Source organism: Neisseria mucosa (assembly GCA_003028315.1).
Lineage (GTDB): Bacteria > Pseudomonadota > Gammaproteobacteria > Burkholderiales > Neisseriaceae > Neisseria > Neisseria mucosa.
On sequence record CP028150.1, the window covers coordinates 1,407,004 to 1,425,411 of the forward strand.

18 protein-coding genes and 2 pseudogenes are annotated in these 18,408 nt (G+C 53.0%); 12 read left to right on the forward strand and 8 right to left on the reverse strand.

What is annotated here, in order from left to right; translation table 11 throughout:
• Nucleotides 1–50 precede the first annotated feature (50 nt).
• Both purL and NM96_07035 read left to right on the forward strand, forming a co-directional pair.
• Complete coding sequence (gene purL, locus NM96_07030; GenBank protein ID AVR79113.1) at nucleotides 51–4,010, forward strand: phosphoribosylformylglycinamidine synthase; 3,960 nt, start codon at nucleotides 51–53, stop codon at nucleotides 4,008–4,010.
• Between the two features lie 533 nt (nucleotides 4,011–4,543).
• Nucleotides 4,544–5,020: pseudogene (locus NM96_07035) on the forward strand (HNH endonuclease).
• Between the two features lie 317 nt (nucleotides 5,021–5,337).
• On the opposite strand, the gene NM96_07040 reads toward NM96_07035, so the two are convergent.
• From NM96_07040 to NM96_07055, 4 genes are read right to left on the reverse strand one after another with little or no spacing between them, the layout of a single operon-like run.
• The gene (locus NM96_07040; GenBank protein ID AVR79114.1) at nucleotides 5,338–6,372 is read right to left on the reverse strand and encodes a dihydroorotase; all 1,035 of its coding nucleotides are present in this window, start codon (nucleotides 6,370–6,372) and stop codon (nucleotides 5,338–5,340) included.
• The gene (locus NM96_07045) at nucleotides 6,360–6,560 is read right to left on the reverse strand and encodes a hypothetical protein (GenBank protein ID AVR79115.1); all 201 of its coding nucleotides are present in this window, start codon (nucleotides 6,558–6,560) and stop codon (nucleotides 6,360–6,362) included. The genes NM96_07040 and NM96_07045 overlap by 13 nt, the downstream gene beginning before the upstream one ends.
• Before the next feature lie 44 nt (nucleotides 6,561–6,604).
• Complete coding sequence (locus NM96_07050) at nucleotides 6,605–7,207, reverse strand: hypothetical protein (GenBank protein AVR79116.1); 603 nt, start codon at nucleotides 7,205–7,207, stop codon at nucleotides 6,605–6,607.
• Nucleotides 7,208–7,220: 13 nt separating this feature from the next.
• A complete protein-coding gene (locus NM96_07055; protein ID AVR79117.1) occupies nucleotides 7,221–7,445 on the reverse strand; it encodes a hypothetical protein in 225 nt (74 codons plus the stop codon).
• 30 nt (nucleotides 7,446–7,475) lie between these two features.
• Here NM96_07055 and NM96_07060 point away from each other — a divergent pair, with 30 nt between their 5' ends.
• Entirely contained in the window at nucleotides 7,476–8,165 is a 690-nt protein-coding gene (locus NM96_07060) for a cryptic protein cnp1 (protein ID AVR79118.1), read from the forward strand.
• Nucleotides 8,166–8,239: 74 nt separating this feature from the next.
• Here the strand turns inward: NM96_07060 and NM96_07065 are convergent, their stop codons facing one another.
• Genes NM96_07065 through holB form a run of 3 tightly spaced genes read right to left on the reverse strand, consistent with a single transcriptional unit; the run spans nucleotide 8,240 to nucleotide 10,374 of the window.
• Nucleotides 8,240–9,016: a DNAase gene (locus NM96_07065; GenBank protein AVR79119.1), complete on the reverse strand. Its 777-nt coding sequence runs from the start codon at nucleotides 9,014–9,016 to the stop codon at nucleotides 8,240–8,242.
• A 4-nt stretch (nucleotides 9,017–9,020) separates the two neighbouring features.
• Nucleotides 9,021–9,377: a pilus assembly protein gene (locus NM96_07070; GenBank protein ID AVR79120.1), complete on the reverse strand. Its 357-nt coding sequence runs from the start codon at nucleotides 9,375–9,377 to the stop codon at nucleotides 9,021–9,023.
• A 19-nt stretch (nucleotides 9,378–9,396) separates the two neighbouring features.
• Nucleotides 9,397–10,374, reverse strand: a complete 978-nt coding sequence (gene holB / locus NM96_07075; protein ID AVR79121.1) for a DNA polymerase III subunit delta' — start codon at nucleotides 10,372–10,374, stop codon at nucleotides 9,397–9,399.
• Nucleotides 10,375–10,660: 286 nt separating this feature from the next.
• Between holB and NM96_07080 the strand changes: the two genes are divergently transcribed.
• The 9 genes and pseudogenes from NM96_07080 to NM96_07120 all read left to right on the forward strand — a co-directional run bounded on the left by NM96_07080 (nucleotide 10,661) and on the right by NM96_07120 (nucleotide 17,159).
• Nucleotides 10,661–10,891, forward strand: a complete 231-nt coding sequence (locus tag NM96_07080) for a hypothetical protein (GenBank protein ID AVR79122.1) — start codon at nucleotides 10,661–10,663, stop codon at nucleotides 10,889–10,891.
• A 9-nt stretch (nucleotides 10,892–10,900) separates the two neighbouring features.
• Complete coding sequence (gene rdgB, locus NM96_07085; GenBank protein AVR79123.1) at nucleotides 10,901–11,494, forward strand: non-canonical purine NTP pyrophosphatase, RdgB/HAM1 family; 594 nt, start codon at nucleotides 10,901–10,903, stop codon at nucleotides 11,492–11,494.
• 73 nt (nucleotides 11,495–11,567) lie between these two features.
• Nucleotides 11,568–12,077: a hypothetical protein gene (locus NM96_07090; GenBank protein AVR79124.1), complete on the forward strand. Its 510-nt coding sequence runs from the start codon at nucleotides 11,568–11,570 to the stop codon at nucleotides 12,075–12,077.
• Nucleotides 12,078–12,143: 66 nt separating this feature from the next.
• Nucleotides 12,144–13,319, forward strand: a complete 1,176-nt coding sequence (locus NM96_07095; protein ID AVR79125.1) for an oxygen-independent coproporphyrinogen III oxidase-like protein — start codon at nucleotides 12,144–12,146, stop codon at nucleotides 13,317–13,319.
• Nucleotides 13,320–13,497: 178 nt separating this feature from the next.
• A complete protein-coding gene (locus NM96_07100) occupies nucleotides 13,498–13,887 on the forward strand; it encodes a RidA family protein (protein AVR79126.1) in 390 nt (129 codons plus the stop codon).
• Nucleotides 13,888–13,967: 80 nt separating this feature from the next.
• The gene (locus NM96_07105) at nucleotides 13,968–14,798 is read left to right on the forward strand and encodes a symmetrical bis(5'-nucleosyl)-tetraphosphatase (protein AVR79127.1); all 831 of its coding nucleotides are present in this window, start codon (nucleotides 13,968–13,970) and stop codon (nucleotides 14,796–14,798) included.
• A 122-nt stretch (nucleotides 14,799–14,920) separates the two neighbouring features.
• On the forward strand, nucleotides 14,921–15,739 hold the full coding sequence (locus NM96_07110) for a DUF1963 domain-containing protein (GenBank protein ID AVR79128.1): 819 nt from the start codon (nucleotides 14,921–14,923) through the stop codon (nucleotides 15,737–15,739).
• Between the two features lie 212 nt (nucleotides 15,740–15,951).
• Nucleotides 15,952–16,359 (forward strand): annotated as a pseudogene (locus NM96_07115) (transposase).
• A gap of 170 nt (nucleotides 16,360–16,529) precedes the next feature.
• On the forward strand, nucleotides 16,530–17,159 hold the full coding sequence (locus tag NM96_07120; protein AVR79129.1) for a hypothetical protein: 630 nt from the start codon (nucleotides 16,530–16,532) through the stop codon (nucleotides 17,157–17,159).
• Nucleotides 17,160–17,227: 68 nt separating this feature from the next.
• Here NM96_07120 and tal read toward each other — a convergent pair whose 3' ends face one another.
• A complete protein-coding gene (tal, locus tag NM96_07125) occupies nucleotides 17,228–18,283 on the reverse strand; it encodes a transaldolase (protein ID AVR79130.1) in 1,056 nt (351 codons plus the stop codon).
• Nucleotides 18,284–18,408 lie beyond the last annotated feature (125 nt).

Genomic DNA, 18,408 nt, shown 5'->3' on the forward strand with positions numbered 1-18,408 from the left:
CCATTCGGCGTATAATACAGCCTTTCCCAACCGCATTTGAGAGCTGAATCATGTCTGTTGTTTTGCCCTTGCGCGGCGTTACCGCCCTTTCCGATTTCCGTGTTGAAAAACTCTTGCAAAAAGCGGCCGCACTCGGTCTGCCCGAAGTGAAACTGAAAAGCGAATTTTGGTATTTTGTCGGCAGCGAGAAAGCACTGGATGCCGCGACTGTCGAAAAACTGCAAGCCTTGTTGGCGGCGCAAAGCGTTGAACAAACGCCCGAAGCGCGCGAGGGCTTGCATTTATTTTTGGTAACGCCCCGCTTGGGTACGATTTCGCCGTGGGCTTCCAAGGCGACCAATATCGCGGAAAACTGCGGTTTGGAAGGCATAGAGCGCATCGAACGCGGCATGGCGGTGTGGCTGGAAGGTCGTCTGAATGATGAACAGAAACAACAATGGGCGGCTTTGCTGCACGACCGCATGACCGAATCCGTGCTGCCTGATTTTCAGACGGCCTCCAAATTATTCCACCATCTCGAATCCGAAACTTTCTCCACCGTCGATGTTTTGGGCGGCGGTAAAGAGGCTTTGGTCAAAGCCAATACCGAAATGGGTTTGGCGCTCTCCGCCGACGAAATCGATTATCTGGTTGAAAACTATCAGGCTTTGCAGCGCAATCCGTCCGATGTGGAGCTGATGATGTTCGCGCAGGCAAACAGCGAACACTGCCGCCACAAAATCTTCAACGCCGATTTCATCCTCAACGGCGAAAAACAGCCAAAATCGCTCTTCGGCATGATACGCGACACGCACAACGCGCATCCCGAAGGCACGGTCGTCGCTTATAAAGACAATTCGTCCGTGATTGAAGGCGCAAAAGTCGAGCGTTTCTATCCGAATGCGGCGGAAAATCAAGGCTACCGTTTCCACGAGGAAGACACGCATATCATCATGAAAGTGGAAACGCACAACCACCCGACCGCCATCGCGCCGTTTGCGGGCGCGGCAACGGGTGCGGGCGGCGAAATCCGCGACGAAGGCGCAACGGGCAAAGGTTCGCGCCCGAAAGCGGGCTTGACCGGCTTTACCGTCTCCAACCTCAACATCCCCGACATCAAACAGCCGTGGGAACAAGACTACGGCAAGCCGGAACACATTTCCTCACCGCTGGACATCATGATTGAAGGCCCCATCGGCGGCGCGGCGTTCAACAACGAATTCGGCCGCCCGAACCTCTTGGGCTACTTCCGCACCTTTGAAGAAAAATTCGACGGTCAAGTTCGCGGCTACCACAAACCGATTATGATTGCGGGCGGCTTGGGCAGCATTCAGGCGCAGCAGACGCATAAAGACGAAATCCCCGAAGGCGCGTTGCTGATCCAACTGGGCGGCCCGGGTATGCTCATCGGCTTGGGCGGCGGCGCGGCTTCTTCGATGAATACTGGAACAAACGACGCCTCTTTGGACTTCAACTCCGTACAACGCGGCAACCCCGAAATCGAACGCCGCGCGCAGGAAGTGATTGACCGCTGCTGGCAGCTCGGCGACAAAAACCCGATTATCTCCATCCACGACGTCGGCGCGGGCGGCCTGTCCAACGCCTTCCCCGAACTCGTCAACGATGCCGGACGCGGTGCGGTATTCAAGCTGCGCGAAGTGCCGCTGGAAGAACACGGCCTCAATCCGCTGCAAATCTGGTGCAACGAATCGCAAGAGCGTTATGTGTTGTCGATTTTGGAAAAAGATTTGGACACCTTCCGCGCCATCTGCGAACGCGAACGCTGCCCGTTTGCCGTTGTCGGCACGGCGACTGACGACGGCCATTTGAAAGTACGCGACGACTTGTTCTCCAACAATCCTGTTGATTTGCCGCTGAACGTCTTGCTCGGCAAACCGCCCAAAACCACGCGCAGCGACCAAACCGTGAGGTCGTCTGAAAAGGCATTTAATGCCCAAAACATCGACATCACCGAAGCCGCCTACCGCGTTTTGCGTCTGCCTACCGTAGCCGCCAAAAACTTCCTGATTACCATCGGCGACCGCAGCGTCGGCGGCATGACCCACCGCGACCAAATGGTCGGCAAATACCAAACCCCCGTAGCCGACTGCGCCGTTACCATGATGGGCTTCAACACCTATCGCGGCGAAGCGATGTCTATGGGCGAAAAACCGACCGTCGCCCTGTTTGACGCACCCGCCTCGGGCAGAATGTGCGTCGGCGAAGCCATCACCAACATCGCGGCGGTCAACATCGGCGACATCGGCAACATCAAACTTTCCGCCAACTGGATGGCGGCGTGCGGCAACGAAGGCGAAGACGAAAAACTCTACCGCACCGTCGAAGCCGTTTCCAAAGCCTGTCAAGCATTGGATTTAAGTATTCCCGTGGGCAAAGACAGCCTGTCGATGAAAACCGTGTGGCAGGACGGCGAAGAGAAAAAATCCGTCGTCTCGCCGTTGAGCCTGATTATCTCCGCGTTCGCGCCGGTAAAAGACGTGCGCAAAACCGTTACGCCCGAATTGAAAAACGTCGAAGACAGCGTATTGCTGTTTATCGATTTGGGCTTCGGCAAAGCGCGTATGGGCGGCTCGGCCTTAAGCCAAGTGTATAACGATATGGCAGGAGAAGCGCCGGATATCGAAGCAGGCCGTCTGAAAGCGTTTTACCAAGTGATTCAGCAGCTTGTAGCCGAAGACAAACTGCTGGCTTACCACGACCGCAGCGACGGCGGCTTGTTTGCGACGCTGGTAGAAATGGCGTTTGCGGCACGTTGCGGCTTGGATATAGATTTAAATTTATTGCTTGCACAAACATTTATTACCAACCATACCGCTCTGTCTCAATCATTGCGGACTGAAGAGGTAAAAGCGTTGGCTGAATGGCAAGAAACCATTGCCCGCACATTATTTAATGAAGAGTTGGGTGCTGTTATCCAAGTTAGAAAACAAGATGTTGCCGATATTATCAATTTATTCTATCAACAACAGCTGCATCATAATGTCTTTGAAATCGGTACGTTAACTGACGAGAACACGTTAATCATCCGCGACGGGCAAACGCACCTTATTTCTGACAATCTAATCAAACTGCAACAAACCTGGCAAGAAACCAGCCACGCCATCCAACGCCTGCGCGACAACCCCGCCTGCGCCGACAGCGAGTTCGCCCTGATTGGCGACAACGAACGCAGTGCATTGTTTGCCGACGTGAAGTTTGACGTAAACGAAGACATCGCCGCGCCTTTCGTCAACAGCGGCGCAAAACCCAAAATCGCCATTCTGCGCGAACAAGGCGTGAACGGACAAATCGAAATGGCCGCCGCCTTCACCCGCGCCGGATTCGATGCCTACGACGTGCATATGTCCGACCTGATGGCAGGCCGCGTCCACCTTGCCGACTTCAAAATGCTGGCGGCGTGCGGGGGCTTCAGCTACGGCGACGTACTCGGCGCAGGCGAAGGCTGGGCGAAATCCATCCTGTTCCACCCCGCCTTGCGCGACCAGTTCGCCGCCTTCTTCGCCGACCCGGACACGCTGACATTGGGCGTGTGCAACGGCTGCCAAATGGTCAGCAACCTCGCCGAAATCATTCCCGGCACGGCAGGCTGGCCGAAGTTCAAACGCAACCTGAGCGAACAGTTCGAAGCACGCCTGAGCATGGTTCATGTCCCCAAATCGCCTTCGCTGATACTCGCCGAAATGCAAGGCTCCAGCCTGCCCGTCGTCGTCAGCCACGGCGAAGGCCGCGCCGACTTCGCGCTTCACGGCGGCAAAATTTCAGACGGCCTCGGCATCGCGCTGCAATACGTCGACGGACAAAACCAAGTTACCCAAACCTACCCGCTCAACCCCAACGGCTCGCCGCAAGGCATCGCCGGCGTTACCAACACCGACGGCCGCGTTACCATCATGATGCCCCACCCCGAACGCGTGTACCGCGCCGCGCAAATGAGCTGGAAACCGGAAGACTGGACGGAACTGTCCGGCTGGTACCGCCTCTTCGCCGGAGCAAGGAAAGCTTTGGGTTAACCGGCAGGCTGATTTGATTCGGCTTTAAAGAAAAAGGTCGTCTGAAAACGAATATAGCAGAATCCGCTAAATCGTTTTCAGACGACCTTTATATGTTCTTTTGCGTATGAAGACCGAACCGACCGCCGTCATTCCCGCCTTCGCAAGAATGACGGTCATAGGAAAATCAATGCATTACCCAAAATAATTAAATTAGAAAACTTAACTTTGGTAGGAAGACTTAAATGGCAAAAACAAAATATTCCGCACGGATCAATGGAGAACATATTGATGGGACAATAGAAATTATAAAAAGAATCGTCTTACATCTGCATAATATGGGCAAAACACAATTTAAGGTAAAAGATGTAGATGAACAGATTGAAGAACTAAAAAACCAATGGCAGATTACTCCTGACTATAATGATGATACACGTGCTTCTTTGTATGTACTTAGTGTTAATTCAAACTCAAGGAAGCATTATCACGAATCAATGCACCAAGACTTTTTATGGTGGAAAAAAGGAGGAATATTTGAATTATACAAACCAACAAATTTTCAAATAAACTCAACCCAATCTTTGGAACAAGATCTCGGTAAACTCAAAGAACAATTAGCATCTGAAATTGAACCAGAAAAACGAACCGAAATCGAAACCTTAATAAAAGCCCGTCAAGGGCAAGGCAGATTCCGGCAAAAACTACTCGAACTGTATCCGAGCTGTCCACTGACAGATCTAGATGTTCGGTCTTTACTTGTTGCCAGCCATATCAAACCTTGGAGCAAGTGCAATAATGAAGAGAGGTTAGATCCCTTCAATGGTCTGATGCTCGCCCCCAATATCGACGCATTATTCGATAGCGGTCTGATTACGTTTGAGACCGACGGTACGATAAAAATCAGTCCGAAAATCGATCTGGAAAATCAAAAGCGGCTTGGAATTTCTCCCGATATGAAATTAAAAATTCGACCGAAAAGCGAAAAATATTTCGAGTATCACCGCAACCACGTTTTCCAAAAAGAAGAATAGAAAGTGTTGAACAGTCCGTTGACTTAAGGTCGTCTGAAAACGATTTAGCGAACCCCGCTCTATCTGTTTTCAGACGACCTTTTTGCGTTCTTTTGTATACGAATACTAACCAATTACCGTCATTCTCGAGCAGGCGGGAATCCAGACCTCTGCATTTCAGAAATATTTAAAGATTACTGTAAATCTAAACTTTTGGATTCCCACCTACACAGGAATGACGATGATTGAGTATTTTCCATTTGAATTCACCATAAAACCAAAATGCCTGCCCCTTTTTCGGGCAGGCATTTTCATACGTCAGTTCAATCAGGTTCGGCTCAATATTTGACTGTCCAGCCTATCTCGCCGCCCGCGCGCATCGGGACGAGTTCGCCGTCGCCGTATGGGACGCTTGCGGGGACGGTTTGGCTTTGTTTGACGAGGGTGATCGTGTCGGTGTTTTCGGGAATACCGTAGAACCTTGCGCCGTTTTTCGAGGCGAAGGCTTCAAGTTTGTCCAACGCGCCTGCTTTTTCAAACACTTCGGCGTAAAGCTCGATGGCGGTCATGGCGCTGAACATGCCGGCGCAGCCGCAGGCGTTTTCTTTGGCGGATTTGGCGTGCGGCGCGGAGTCGGTGCCGAGGAAGAATTTGTGCGCCTTCTCGCCGGTAACGGCAGCGACCAATGCCTGACGGTGGGTTTCGCGTTTGAGTACGGGCAGGCAGAAATGATGGGGGCGCACGCCGCCGACCAAGAGGTCGTTGCGGTTGAGCAGGAGGTGTTGCGGGGTCACGGAGGCGGCAACGTTGTCGCCTGCTTCCAAAACCAGGCGGGCGGCTTCGGCGGTGGTGATGTGTTCGAACACGACTTTAAGATTTGGCACTTGCGCCAAAACGGGTTTCATCACGCGCTCGATAAAGGCGGCTTCGCGGTCGAAGATGTCGATTTCGGAGTCGGTTACTTCGCCGTGAACGAGGAACAGGATGCCCTGTTTTGCCATTTCTTCCAAAACGGGTATGAGTTTGAACAGGTCGGTTACGCCGGAATCGGAATTGGTCGTCGCGCCTGCGGGGTAGAGTTTGAAGGCGACGATACCGGCGGCTTTGGCTTCGCGCACCAGCTCGGGCGTGGCTTGGTCGGTGAGGTAAAGCGTCATCAACGGCTCAAACGCGCTGCCTTCGGGCAATGCCGCCATGATACGCGCTTTGTAGGCAAGCGCGTCGGCAACGCTGACGACGGGCGGCTTGAGGTTGGGCATGATGACGGCACGCCCCATCTGGCGGGCAGTATAGGGGGCAACCGCTTTGAGCGCGTCGCCGTCGCGCAGGTGCAGGTGCATATCGTCGGGGCGGGTTATGGTCAGGGTTTGCATGAGTGTTCCTTTTTAGATTTTTGGGTTTCAGACGACCCCGTGATGTTTCCTAGGGGCTGTCGACATTTAATTTTCCCAGTGGATTTTTGTTCACAAAGCGGAAGATTCAAGGCGGAAACCGCAACAAGGTTGGACACCTTGTGAGGATTTCCAACGTGGCAGATGCCGCTTTGAGGATAAAAAGACACGGAAACTATTGAATAGCAACAGCCGCTAAGGTCGTCTGAAAAGGCTATTGCACAAGGACAGGCTTGCCGTTATAGGACTGATGCGTCAGGTAAAACACCGCCTGCACGGGCAACTGGTCGGACGGGGTGGTTTTGACGGTCAGCAGGGTTTCTTCCGGGCTGCCCGAAGCTCGCCACGCATAAGAAAGCTGACGGATCGCTATCGGAGATTCGGAGGCTTGATCGGTGCGCAATTCGTTGTTCAAACCCTTCGGCGGGTTTTCGACCAACACCATAAACTGCTTGCGTATCAAGTTTTCGTCCGCCCGCGCCGTCTTCACGCTGCAACTGTCGCCGGTCAGGCTCAAATAATAATCCGCGCCGTCCTGCGTTTTCTTCCAAACGGCAAGCGCATCCGGCTCAATGAAACCTGCGGGCAGCCTGCCGATTTCTTCCGCGTTCAAAGCCGTCAGTTTTTCATTATCGGCAAACGCGCGCACTTTATCGGCAGCCCCGTCAAAAGCGACGCAGCCTTGACGGAACAATTCCGCCGCCGCGTTCGCACGATCCGCCATCTGCTCGGGCGGCACTTCTTCCCTGCCGCACGCCGCCAATAAAACGGAGAAAGTGGCAAGCGTCAAAAGCCTTGAAATCGGACGTTTCGCCATTTTCAGACGACCTCTATTTATGTTTCACGACCAGCGTGAACACGCCGTCTTCTTCGCGCGATTCGAGCAAGACATGCCCGGTCTGGCGGCAGAAAGCCTCAAAATCGCCGGGCGCGCCGCCGTCGGTCGCCAACACGGTCAGGACTTCGCCCGCCTCCATTTGCGCCAAGGCTTTTTTGGTTTTCAAAATCGGCAAAGGGCATCTGAGCCCCTTCAGGTCTAAGGTGTGTGCGTTCATATTTTCGGATGTTCCGTTAACAGGATTAACATGAATTATACCGTACTTACTTGCACCCCACCCCGCCGAACCCATAAAATAAAGCCGTTTTTCACTTTGGAGCACACCATGCGCCGTCTCGCCCTCCTAACCCTCTGCCTCGCCGCCACGGCAGTCAACGCCGCCGGATTCAGCGAAAAAGATACCCCCTTCAACACACGCTACAAAGAAAGCCCCGAAGAAGCCGCAGCCCGCGAGTTCGCCGAACAAAAAACTGCACTCCCGCCGCTGCCCGACACCCAATCCGGCGACTGGTTCGACCTCTACGTCAGCGAAGACTACGGCAAACAGCCCAAAATCCTCCTCAGCAGCCTGCAAATCATGCCCTCTCCCGACGGCAGTATCCGCTACATCCTCAACGTCCGTTCCGACAAAGGCCATGACAACCTGACCGTCGAAGGCCTCTTCTGCGCCCGCTCTTCCTTCACATACGGCAAAGACAAACGCTCGTCTTATAAAGTGTTCGGCTACGGCGACACCGTCAACCGCCGCTGGATCGAGCCGCGCAAAGCCGAATGGAAACCCATAGGCTCAACCTTCAACAAAAACGACGCAATGCGTGCCGTCCTCTACCAGGCCTTCTGTGTCGACGGTGTACCGAACACCACCGAAGGCCTGGTCAAACGCCTCAAAGAACGCGCCGGACGCTACGCGCCGAAGATGGTGCGCCACGACAAATAAGCAAGCCGTTTGACGGTTTCAAACATCAAAAAAGGTCGTCTGAAGCATTTTCAGACGACCTTTTTCCATTCGAATCAAACACGGATGTCGGGTACTTTATTGAACAAACGATAGAAATTGTCGCTAGTGTAAGCGGCAAGCGTTTCTACGGGTTCGCCGCGCAGTTTCGCCACAAACTCGGCGGTATAACGGACATAGGAAGGTTCGTTAGGCTTACCGCGTTTGGGAACAGGGGCGAGGAAGGGGGAGTCGGTTTCGACCAGCATTCTGTCCGCAGGGACGTATTTGGCAGCTTCTTGAATTTGCGGGGCATTTTTGAAGGTAACAATACCGGAGAAGGAAATGTACAGCCCCAAATCCAAAGCGGCTTTGGCAAAAACGGTATCTTCGGTGAAGCAGTGGATAACGCCGGAATTGGTTTGACCTTCTTTCAGAATCGCCAAAGTATCAGCGGCGGCATCGCGGGTGTGGACAATCACGGGCAAACCGCTTTCGTTGGCGGCTTGGATGTGTTCGGCGAAGCGGCGGTGCTGCCATGCCAAATCGCCTTTGCACCAGTAATAATCCAAGCCCGTTTCGCCTACGCCGACGACTTTCGGGTGTTTTGCCGCTTCGACCATTTCAGCGACGGTAAATTCTTCGGCTTCTTGGCTGTCGGGGTGGACGCCTATGGTGCAGTAAATCTGTTCATTGGCTTGGGCAATGTCGAAGACTTCGGCAAAACTCTGTTTGCTTACGCTGATGGCAAGCGCCTGCTTGACGCTTTGTTCTTCCATATTGGCAAGCACTTCAGGCAGGCGGTTGCTTAAGCCTTCGAAATTGAGGTGGCAGTGTGAATCAATTAAATGCATGATTTTAAAGCGTAAAGGTAACACGGTCGCTGCGCAGTTTCGGTCCCAGCTCGCCTTCAATCAGGGTTTTCGCCTGAAGGCAGCTTTCGTGTTCGGAAAATGCCAGCCCGACGCCTTTAGGACGGTGTGCGGAAGTACGGGCGGGATTGATCCAGACGACTTTGGTAGGCAGGAAGCGTTTGGGGTAATCGGCGATTTCAACGGCGAGCAGGATGTCTTCGCCTAATGAAAATACGTCTTCGGTCGGAACGAAAAGTCCACCGTGTTCGAGAAACGGCATATAGCAGTTGTAGAGCAGGGTCGGGTCTTTAAGCTGCAACGCCATCATTTTCGCCGGAATGTCTTTATTGTTGTTTACCATTTTGTTTTACCTTATCTAATTATTTGTTTTGCCAAAATTCGAGATATTCAGTCAGCAGATACTCAAGCTGCATTTTAACACTCAAGGTGTGGTATCCGTAAGGGCTGAGTGCGTTCAGACGACCTGTCAGCGCAAACAGGCGGCGCGGATCGGTTTTGGAAGCCGTCTGCGACAATGCCTGCGCGTAATCGGGATAATAAAGCGGCGGCATTTGTTGTTGCGCCAAGCCGACATCCAACAGCCATTTCTGCATCCAATCGATGAAGACTGCCAACGGCTGTTTGTGTTTGTCAAACGCAGCGGCGTAGTCGAGTATCGTCAACAGACGCGGCGCGGCAAGTAAAGTGAGCAGCTCTTCGCGTAAGTCATCCATTTCGGGCGTATGCGCAAACAAAGGCGCACCGCTGTGAAAAGCCAGCAACGATTCCGCATCGTCCACACCCTCTCCCTGAAGATACGCCAAAGCTTCGTCGCGCGAAGGTGCGGGCAAAACCATCTGGCGGCAACGGCTTTTAATGGTCGGAAGAAGCTTGTCGCGTGCATGCGTAACCATCAAAAAAACAACATGTTGCGGCGGCTCTTCCAAAGCTTTGAGCAAGCCGTTTGCCGCCTGTACGTTCATACTTTCAGCGGGATGCACCAATACCACCCGCAATCCTCCGCGCACAGCCGTCAGATAAATATTTTCCACAATATCGCGCACGGCATCGATTTTGATCTGCAACAATTTTCGCCCGACCGCACCGTCTTCGGGGATTTCAGGAGTGAGTTCGTAAAAATCGGGATGGCTGTTTTGCAAAAACAAATGACACGAAGCGCATACGCCGCAAGGCTGATGATCTTCCCGAGGCGATTCGCACAGCAAAGCCTGCGCTACAAACCGTGCAAACGCTGTCTTACCGGTGTTTTCCTTGCCGGTAAACAGCCAAGCGTTCGGACGGTTTTCCCAATGGCCGGCAAGCTGCCGCCACTGGTTTTGATGCCATGGATAAATCATATTAGAAAGTACAAGCGTTTGAACAAAAGCGTGATTATACAGGGAAATGTTGGAGGTCGTCTGAAAAGCCGACTCCCGTTTCAGACGACCTTGCCGGATGTGCATTATTTTTAAGCAACATGATTTTTTGCCTGTATATCAATCGTCAAACCGATTTATACACAGGCTGTTCACACAGTTTGCCTGACAAAATGTGTATCACAACAAAACCCGCGCAATACTTTTTTCAGATTTCAAATAACAGCCTGAGCTATAATCCGCCTCATTCACCTTCACCCTTCCAATCATGAACCGACAAAAAACCTACCTCCTGCTGACCGCCCTTTTCACCCTGATTTTCATCGCACTCATCATGCTCGGCGGCTACCTGCTTTCCATCCAAAGCAAACAATTCGCTGTCGCCGCCTTCCTGTTCGCATTCGGCGCCGTCTTCGCCCAAATCGGCAGCCTCGCCCTCTACATCCGCCACAAAGCCCGCGCACAAATCATGCGCTCGCAACAAACCGAATCCCGTTAAGGAAAAACCATGTTCGAAAAAATCGTCCTCGCCAGCGGCAACGTAGGCAAACTCAAAGAATTTTCACGCCTTTTCGCCGATTTGAACATCGAAGTCCTGCCGCAATCGCAGTTCGACACGCCAGAATGCCCCGAGCCGTACCACACCTTCATCGAAAACGCGCTCGCCAAAGCCCGCCACGCCGCCAAACACAGCGGACTGCCCGCGCTCGCCGACGACTCCGGCATCTGCGCCGCCGCATTAAACGGCGCACCCGGCATCCTCTCCGCCCGCTATGCCGGAGCCAATCCCAAATCCGATGCCGCCAACAACAAACGCCTTTCAGACGACCTCTCCGACCAAGCCGACAAAAGCTGCCACTACGTCTGCGTCCTCGTTCTCGTCCGCCACGAAAACGACCCGCAACCCATCATCGCCGAAGGCATTTGGCACGGACAATGGCAGGCAGAAGCCGCAGGAACCCACGGCTTCGGCTACGACCCTCATTTCTACCTGCCCGAACACAACTGCACCGCCGCCGAGCTTGACCCCGAAATCAAAAATGCCGAAAGCCATAGAGGGCAGGCGTTGCGGGAATTGTTGAGAAAAATTGAAGCCTTATAAAGTATATAGGCCGTCTGAAAACCCCAAAACGTTTTTTCAGACGGCCTAACCACTACATTATGAAAGGAAACCCATGTCCCCTAAACAAATCCTGATTGTTGCCATCCGCCTGACCGTCATCATTTGGATAGTCAAAACCATGTCAACCGCCATTCCCCTGATGGATTTCGCGTCCGACAACGACATCAGGTTTCCCGTCTCAGAAATACTGGGCGTATTCGGTTTTTACAGCATAGTGTGGTTGTTTTTATGGTTTTTTTCCGCCACGACCGCCAATTTCCTCCTGCCCGAAATCCATCAAAAGCCGCAAGAATTGCCCAAAAACCCTGCCCCTTGGTTAACCACAGGTCTGATTTTAATCGGCTTTTACTCCCTATCCCTCGCACTGGCCGACCTGACTTACCTGTATAGTTTTTACCAAATCGCCCAAAACGGTATCACCGCCTCGGCGGACGGCATCTGGACCACGATGACGAACCAAGACAAAGCCACCACGCTTGCAGCCACCGTCCAAACCTTGATCGGCATCCTCCTGATTTTCGGCGCACCGTTTATCAGCCGCCAGATCCGCAAGCATTTATAAACCCGTAACAGGCCGTCTGAAAATGTATTCCATGTTTTCAGACGACCTCAAAACCCAAAACAACCCATGACCCAAATCACATTCCCCCAAGCCGGACAACTTACCGCCCTGCCGCCCCTGTCGCTCTATATCCACATCCCGTGGTGCATCAAAAAATGCCCGTATTGCGACTTCAATTCCCACAGCCTGAAAAACGGATTGCCCGAAGCCGCCTATATCGACGCGCTGCTGACCGATTTGCAGCTTGAATTGCCCAATATTTGGGGCAGGCCGGTGGAAACGATCTTTTTCGGCGGCGGTACGCCCAGCCTGTTTCAGGCGGAATCGATTGACCGTTTGTTGAGCGGCGTGCGTTCGCTGTTGCGTTTGCAGCCCGAAGCGGAAATTACTTTGGAAGCCAATCCGGGCACGTTTGAAATCGAGAAGTTTCAAGGATTTAAAGACGCAGGTATCACGCGGCTTTCTATTGGCGTGCAGAGTTTCAACGACGATATGCTTGCACGGCTGGGGCGCGTCCACAACGGTAAAGAAGCCTTAACCGCCATAGCTACCGCCTTGAAATTATTTGACAAAGTCAATATCGACTTGATGTACGCCCTGCCGAACCAGACCGTTCAGACGGCATTGGACGACGTGCAAACCGCCATCGCCACGGGCGCAACCCACATCAGCGCGTATCATCTGACCATGGAGCCGAACACGCCGTTCGGCCATACGCCGCCGAAAGGTTTACCGCAAGACGAAGCCGCCCTCGACATCGAAGACGCGGTACACGGCGCGCTGGAAGGCGCGGGTTTTATCCACTACGAAACATCGGCTTTTGCGAAACCCGCCATGCAGTGCCGCCACAATTTGAACTACTGGCAGTTCGGCGATTATTTGGGCATAGGAGCGGGCGCGCACGGTAAAATTTCCTACCCCGACCGCATCGAGCGTACCGTCCGCCGCCGCCATCCCAACGACTACCTCGCCTTAATGCAAAGTCAGCCAAGTGTTGCCGTCGAACGCAAAACCGTCGCTTCCGAAGATTTGCCGTTCGAATTCATGATGAACGCCCTGCGCCTGACCGACGGCGTACCCGCCGCAATGTTGCAGGAACGCACGGGCGTACCCGCCGCCAAAATCATGGCGCAAATCGAAACGGCAAGACAAAAAGGTTTGTTGGCAACCGATCCGACCGTGTTCCGCCCGACCGAACGGGGACGGTTGTTTTTAAACGATTTGTTGCAATGCTTTTTGTAAGATTGGATTTTTTCAGACGACCTTGATACACCAAACCGTAACATCCGCAGACTGCCGCTTCATTAAGGTCGTCTGAAAATATCCATACCCTACACAATCACTCGGTTTTATACGATAATCGACACCGTTTTCATCAAAGCTTCCATCTTTCAGACGACCCCGACAACAGGAGAAAATCATGTCCAAAACCATCATCCACACTGACAAAGCTCCCGCCGCCATCGGCGCATACAGCCAAGCTGTGCGCGCAGGCGACACCGTTTACATGAGCGGTCAAATCCCCCTCGATCCCGCCACCATGACCGTTGTCGGCAACGGCGACTTCCGCGCCGAAGCCCGCCAGGTCTTTAAAAACCTGCAAGCCGTTGCCGAAGCCGCGGGCGGCACGCTGGGCGACATCGTCAAACTCAACGCCTACCTGACCGACCTCGCCAACTTCGCCGTCTTCAACGAAGTCATGGCAGAATTCATCCAAGAACCCTTCCCCGCCCGCGCCGCCGTCGGTGTCGCCTCCCTGCCCAAAGGCGTGCAGGTCGAAGCCGAAGCCGTGCTGGTACTAAACGCATAAGACACGCAACCCGTTTTCAGACGACCTCCCACAAGCCAAAGGTCGTCTGAAACACCACACACTATCGGACAATAACAACAATGGCACACTACGCAATCGGCGATATTCAAGGCTGCTTCGACGAACTCACCCTTTTGCTCGACAAAATCAACTTCAACCACGGTACAGACACCCTCTGGCTCGTCGGCGACATCGTCAACCGCGGCCCCAAATCCCTCGAAGTCCTCCAATTCTGCATGGAACACGAAAGCAGCGTCCGCATGGTTCTCGGCAACCATGACCTGCACCTGCTCGCCGTCGGCTACGGCGAAGGCACCGTCAAGCGCAGCGACACCATCACCCCCATCCTCCAACATCCCGACAGCAAAAAAATGCTCGAATGGCTGCGCTTCCAGCCCCTGCTGATTAAAGGCGTGCGCCATGTTATGGTTCACGCCGGCATCCTGCCCCAGTGGACCATCGCCCGCGCCGAACTGCTTGCCAGCGAAACCGAAGCCGAACTGCGCGGCAAAAAATACAAAAAGTTTTTCTCCAAAATGTACGGCAACAAACCTGCCGAATGGCGCGACGATCTGACCGGCTACGACCGCCTGCGCATGATTCTCAACGTCTTCACCCGAATGCGCGCACTGACGCCGAAAAACGAACTCGACTACGACTACAAATCCACCCTCAAAAAAATGCCCCCGAACCTGCGCCCTTGGTTCAAAGCCCCCGACAGGCAAAACCTCAGCCACACCATCGTCTTCGGACACTGGTCTTCACTGGGCTTTATGAACACCGACAACATCCTCTCCCTCGATACAGGCGCACTTTGGGGCGGCGAACTGACCGCCATCAACCTTGCCGATCACAGCATCACCCAAGTCCCATCCCTTGGCGGTTTGGACTGGAAAACGGCTTTGAAATGAGCCATGAAAACCAGAAAAGTATAAGTTTTAGGTCGTCTGAAAATTGATTTCGGTTTGACAATAATGTGGTTTCAGACAACCTTTATATCGTTAATTCACTGAAAAATTAAAAGGAAAATGAAATGATAAACTGGGAAAATCCGCTCATCGCCCCCTATCGGCAGCAGCTTTTGTCTACTGAAAAACCCGTTGTCCGCATCAAGCTGTCACCTGCAAACAAAAGCAGCCTGCGCCGCTGGGACAGCAAAGTCGGAGGCGCTCCCTATTTGCCGCTCGGTGCCGAATATCCACACACGGCAAATGGTGATCCGCTCACGCTGTTGGCACAAATCAACTTCGCCCAAACACCACCGCTGGAGAATTTTCCCCGACAAGGTCTGTTGCAGTTTTTCATCCACAGTGACGATTTATACGGCTGCGATCTGGATAATCTGCTCAACAATGACGGCTTCCGCGTAATTTATCATGCCGACGTATTGGAAGACGACAGCCTCCAGCAGTCGGATTATCCGCATTACTACGGCGAAGAATTCGGCCTGCCGCATAATCCCGAACAGTCCTTTGCCATGTCGTTCGAACAGGGAACGCAGCTTGTCAGTTGCAGCGACTACCGTTTCGCACAAATTTTGGAAAGGTATGAAGGCGGTAAGAACGAAAATTTCTGGCAGATTCACAGTAATGAAGATTTGGAATATGAAATCATGGAAAGCTTCAGCGGCAGCCACCAGATAAGCGGTTACCCTGATTTCACGCAAAATGACCCACGCGAAGAGCACGATGAATTGAAAGACTATATCCTGCTGTTCCAACTGCAAAGTGAATGGGAGGACGGGATAGAAATCATATGGGGAGACTTGGGTGTGGGCGGTTTCTTCATTCACCCAGACGATTTGGCCAAACTAGATTTTTCCAAAGTAGCATATAGCTGGGATTGTGGTTAACCACCCGCTAGCTGCAAGTCGCGTGGGGATGAATTGTACGAATCGGATAAGTTCGATTAATATAGTGGATTAAATTTAAATCAGGACAAGGCGATGAAGTCTCAGACATTACAAATAGTACGGCAAGGCGAGGCAACGCCGTAGTGGTTTAAATTTAATCCACTATAAATCCCCCCCTACCATCAAGGTCGTCTGAAAAACAGTTTTCGCAAATGAACTGCACCCCAAAAGTTGGACATCCCCTCCAACTCACAAGGTGCAGTTTTTTTATGAGCAAATATACATTACACTTCAAATACCAAGCCGTACTCCGCTACCTGCATATACGCAGCCAACAGCGTACCGCAGACCACTACGGCATTTCCCGAACCCACCTGAGACGATGGATACGCGCCTATCAAGAAGGCGGTATCGGCGCACTCGAACATCCCCAATCCAAAACCATGCCCCAACATCGCAAAAACCCCTTCATCGCAGATAAACCCGACCAAGAAAAAACGCAGGCAGAGCTTATTGAAGAGTTGTGCTATATGCGCGCAGAGGTCGCCTACCTAAAGGAGTTAAAAGCCCTCAGCCAAAAGCAGACCGCAAAGGACAAAGCCAAACCGTCCAAACACTGAGGGCGCAACACCCGCTCAAATACCTGCTGCACATCGCAAACCTGCCCAAAAGCAGCTTTTACTACCACCACCAAGACCGACCCGACCCCGACGCAGCCGACAAAGCCCTCCTCGTCGAAACCTACCGGCGGCATAAAGGACGCTACGGACAAAGGCGCATTGCCGCCGCATTGGGTTGGAACCGCAAAAAAGCGGCGCGGTTGATGAGGCAGTTGGAACTGAAAGCCCTCATACGGGCGAAAAAAGCCTACCGCCATCCCGCTATGGGCGAAATATCGGAAAACCTCCTCAAACGCCGGTTCAAAGCCCGAAAGCCCAACGAAAAATGGCTGACCGACGTTACCGAACTCAAAGGAAAAGACGGCAAATTGTACCTCTCGCCAATCTTGGACTTGTTCAACCGCGAGATCGTCGCCTACGCCATGAGCCGCAGAGCCGACAGCGAAATGGTGAAGGAAATGCTCGAAAAAGCCGCACCCCGTCTGACTGATAAGGGAACAATGCTGCATTCCGACCAAGGTGTGCTGTACCGTACGGCGGAATATAGGAAATTGATTGCAAAACATTCCATGGTTCAAAGCATGTCGCGTAAGGCGAACTGCTGGGACAATGCGCCGATGGAAAGCTTCTTTGCGGTGTTGAAGACGGAGTGTTTCTATAACGCAGGAGAATTGACGGTGGATGAATTGATGAAACAGATAGATGACTATATGGATTACTACAACCGGGAGCGTTGCAGTTTGAAATTGAAAAAGCTGAGTCCTGTCGCATACAGAACCCAGCTTGCACAGAGCGCCTGAATAGGCTTTTATGAGTGTCCAAGATTTGGGGGCCAGTTCAACCGCAAGCCTTACCTGCGGTTTGACAATCAAGTCAGCGGGGCGAGCAGTTTGTCAAAGGCTTCTTCAAACTGTTTCAAACCGTCTTCCTGCAAGCGGTTGGCGAGGGTTTCTACGTCTATGCCGAGTGCGGCGGTTTCGGCAAGCTGCGCTTGTGCTTCTTCTACGCCTTCGGTCAGCGTGGATTTGGCTGTACCGTGGTCGATGAAGGCTTTGAGGGTGGCGTCAGGGACGGTGTTGACGGTGTGTGCGCCGATCAGGCTGTCAACGTAGAGCGTGTCGGGATAGGCGGGGTTTTTGACACCTGTGGATGCCCATAAGAGCTGTACGCGGTTTGCGCCTTTGGCCTCCAGCGCGGCAAATTCGGGGCTGCCGAAGTATTGCGCCCAGTCTTGGTAGGCGGCTTTGGCAAGGGCGATGGCGATTTTGCCTTTGAGGTGGTCGGGCAGCGTGGCGTCCAGCGCGCCGTCCACGCGGGAGATGAAGAAGCTGGCGACGGCTTGGATATGGGCAACGCTTTGCCCGGCTGCCAAGCGTTTGGCGATGCCGCGCGCGTAGGCTGCGTAGGCTTTGAGGGTTTGGGCGCGTGAGAACAGCAGGGTCAGGTTCACGCTGATGCCGTCGGCGATGAGGATTTCGAGTGCTTCGATGCCTGCATCGGTGGCGGGGACTTTAATCATGGCGTTTTTACGCGCGATGGCGGCATGGAGGCGGCGTGCTTCTTCTACCGTGCCTTGTGCGTCTTTGGCAAGCTCGGGGGAAACTTCTAGGCTGACGAAACCGGTTTTGCCGCCGGTGGATTCGTGTTCGGCAAGGCAAACGTCGCAGGCTGCCTGTACGTCGGCAATCGCCATGGTTTCGTAGCGTTGTTTGGGGCTGAGGTCTTGTTGTTTGAGGGCGGCGACCTCGTCGGCGTAAAGCGCGTCGCCGGCGAAGGCTTTTTGGAAGATGGCGGGATTGGAAGTGACGCCGCACACGCCTTGTTTCAGCATTTGCGCCAATTCGCCGCTTTGTACGAGCGAGCGGGAAAGGTTGTCCAGCCAGATTTGTTGTCCTAATGCTTTAACGTCCGATAAAATAGTCATCTCTGATTCCTTTAAATATAGGTTATTTGCGAAGCAGGCGGTAATGCTACCCCTATTCGGAAAATTTGGATAGATTATTAGGGCATTTAATGATGTCCAAAATCATATAACACGAACACAAAAAG

Bases quoted from the DNA above. Each gene is read 5' to 3' on its own strand.
- purL (AVR79113.1), top strand. From the start codon at position 51: ATGTCTGTTGTTTTGCCCTTGCGCGGCGTTACCGCCCTTTCCGATTTC.
- NM96_07040 (AVR79114.1), bottom strand. From the start codon at position 6,372: ATGCAAACCCTGACCATAACCCGCCCCGACGATATGCACCTGCACCTG.
- NM96_07050 (AVR79116.1), bottom strand. From the start codon at position 7,207: ATGGCGAAACGTCCGATTTCAAGGCTTTTGACGCTTGCCACTTTCTCC.
- NM96_07055 (AVR79117.1), bottom strand. From the start codon at position 7,445: ATGAACGCACACACCTTAGACCTGAAGGGGCTCAGATGCCCTTTGCCG.
- NM96_07060 (AVR79118.1), top strand. From the start codon at position 7,476: ATGAATTATACCGTACTTACTTGCACCCCACCCCGCCGAACCCATAAA.
- NM96_07065 (AVR79119.1), bottom strand. From the start codon at position 9,016: ATGCATTTAATTGATTCACACTGCCACCTCAATTTCGAAGGCTTAAGC.
- NM96_07070 (AVR79120.1), bottom strand. From the start codon at position 9,377: ATGGTAAACAACAATAAAGACATTCCGGCGAAAATGATGGCGTTGCAG.
- holB (AVR79121.1), bottom strand. From the start codon at position 10,374: ATGATTTATCCATGGCATCAAAACCAGTGGCGGCAGCTTGCCGGCCAT.
- NM96_07080 (AVR79122.1), top strand. From the start codon at position 10,661: ATGAACCGACAAAAAACCTACCTCCTGCTGACCGCCCTTTTCACCCTG.
- rdgB (AVR79123.1), top strand. From the start codon at position 10,901: ATGTTCGAAAAAATCGTCCTCGCCAGCGGCAACGTAGGCAAACTCAAA.
- NM96_07090 (AVR79124.1), top strand. From the start codon at position 11,568: ATGTCCCCTAAACAAATCCTGATTGTTGCCATCCGCCTGACCGTCATC.
- NM96_07095 (AVR79125.1), top strand. From the start codon at position 12,144: ATGACCCAAATCACATTCCCCCAAGCCGGACAACTTACCGCCCTGCCG.
- NM96_07100 (AVR79126.1), top strand. From the start codon at position 13,498: ATGTCCAAAACCATCATCCACACTGACAAAGCTCCCGCCGCCATCGGC.
- NM96_07105 (AVR79127.1), top strand. From the start codon at position 13,968: ATGGCACACTACGCAATCGGCGATATTCAAGGCTGCTTCGACGAACTC.
- NM96_07110 (AVR79128.1), top strand. From the start codon at position 14,921: ATGATAAACTGGGAAAATCCGCTCATCGCCCCCTATCGGCAGCAGCTT.
- tal (AVR79130.1), bottom strand. From the start codon at position 18,283: ATGACTATTTTATCGGACGTTAAAGCATTAGGACAACAAATCTGGCTG.